This is a genomic window from Nguyenibacter vanlangensis, assembly GCF_013376155.1.
Taxonomy (GTDB): Bacteria; Pseudomonadota; Alphaproteobacteria; order Acetobacterales; family Acetobacteraceae; genus Gluconacetobacter; species Gluconacetobacter vanlangensis.
Genome location: NZ_JABXXP010000623.1, coordinates 1 through 1,632 on the forward strand (window position 1 = coordinate 1; position 1,632 = coordinate 1,632).

Annotated in this window: 2 protein-coding genes and 1 pseudogene; all 3 read left to right on the top strand. The window is 69.5% G+C overall.

Annotated elements, in window-relative coordinates:
- Positions 1-796, top strand: a pseudogene (locus tag HUK84_RS17350) (molybdopterin oxidoreductase); the annotation flags it as partial.
- A gap of 31 nt (positions 797-827) precedes the next feature.
- Positions 828-1,418, top strand: coding sequence for an ANTAR domain-containing response regulator (locus HUK84_RS17355; protein ID WP_176641374.1), 591 nt, complete (start codon positions 828-830; stop codon positions 1,416-1,418).
- Positions 1,415-1,632: ABC transporter substrate-binding protein (locus HUK84_RS17360; RefSeq protein WP_176641375.1), on the top strand; the 218-nt coding region annotated here is incomplete at its 3' end. The genes HUK84_RS17355 and HUK84_RS17360, both read left to right, overlap by 4 nt.

Below are 1,632 nucleotides of genomic sequence, written 5' to 3' on the forward strand. Positions count from 1 at the left end.
GGTGGGGCTGGCCGACGCGCTGCGCCGGCACCTGGACCTGTCGCGTCCGCTGCCGGCCATGCTGGCGCGCCTGGGGCGGGAGGACGGCGATTTCCTGCCCGACCTGCTGACCGGGACGACGCTGGAGGTGACGCCGCAGGATGTGCCGGGGCTGTTCCGGCGGATGCAGCCGCGGCTTTATTCCATCGCCTCGTCCCCGCTGGTCAGTCCGGATGTCGTGCAGTTGACGATGGGGGTCAGTCGCGACCCGTATCCCGGGGTCTGTTCGACCTGGCTGGCCGGACTGGAGGCGGGCGGCGCGGTGCCGGTGTTCATCCAGGCGACGTCGCATTTCCGCCTGCCGGACGATGCGGCGCCGATCGTCATGATCGGCCCCGGCACCGGGATCGCGCCGTTCCGCGGCTTTCTGCACGAGCGTGCGGCGCGCGGCGCCGCCGGGCGCAACTGGCTGTTCTTCGGCGAGCGCCATGCGGAGAGCGGGTTCTATTACCGCGAGGAACTGGAGGCGTTCCTGGACCAGGGCTGCCTGACCCGGCTGGATACCGCGTTTTCGCGCGACCAGCCCGAGCGGATCTATGTCCAGGACCGGATGGAGGAGGCCGGCACGGAATTATGGGCGTGGATTCGCGACGGCGCCATTTTGTATGTCTGTGGCGACGCGGCGCGCATGGCGCGGGACGTCGACAGCGCGCTGCGGCGGATCATCGCCCGCCATGGCGGCATGCCGGCGGCGGGCGCCGACGATTACCTGGCCAGGCTTGCGCGGGCGGGCCGCTATCTGCGAGACGTGTATTGACGGACGATGCGCGATCGGAACAAGCGGTACGATGAAGATCCTGCTGGCCGATGAGAATTCACGACGGGCGAATGCCCTGTCGGACATTTTGCGCGCGGATCTGTCGCTGGACGTCGTGCGCCTGGCGGCCGGCACGTCGCTGATCGACGCGGTGCGCGCCCATGCGCCCGACATCGTGCTGGTCGACATGTCGCGCGCCGACCGCGACGCGCTGGACAGCGTGCGGGCGCTATCGGATTCCGGGCTGGAGCGTCCCATAGCCCTGTTCGTGGACGAGGACGACGTGCGCCTGATGGAGGATGCGTTCGAGGCCGGGATCTGTTCCTATAACGTGCTGGACACGCCGCCGCGCGACGTCAAGCCGCTGCTGCGCGCGGCGATCGCGCTTTACAGCCGGTTCCGCCAGACGCAGAACGAGTTGCATGCCGTGCGCAAGACATTGTCGGAGCGCGAGACGATCGACCGCGCCAAGAAGGTCTTCATGCAGGCCGAACGGTGCGGCGAGGCCGAGGCCTATCGCTGGCTGCGGCGGCGGGCGATGCGGCAATCCCGCAGGATCGCCGACATCGCGGCGGAGTATCTTCGCGCCCGGCGCGAGCCTTCCGAGGACGACCTGACATGACCCAGACCATCCGTATCGGGTTGCTGCGCCTGGCCGACAGCGCGCCGGTCCTGGTCGCGCGGAATGCCGGGCTGTTCGCGCGGCACGGGATCGACGCCGAGATCGTGGTGGCGCCGTCCTGGGCCAATATCGCCGACGGGCTGGCCTGGAACGGGCTGGATGCCGCGCTGGTCTTTCCGCCGCTGGCGATCATGACCGCGCTGGGGCAGCGGGG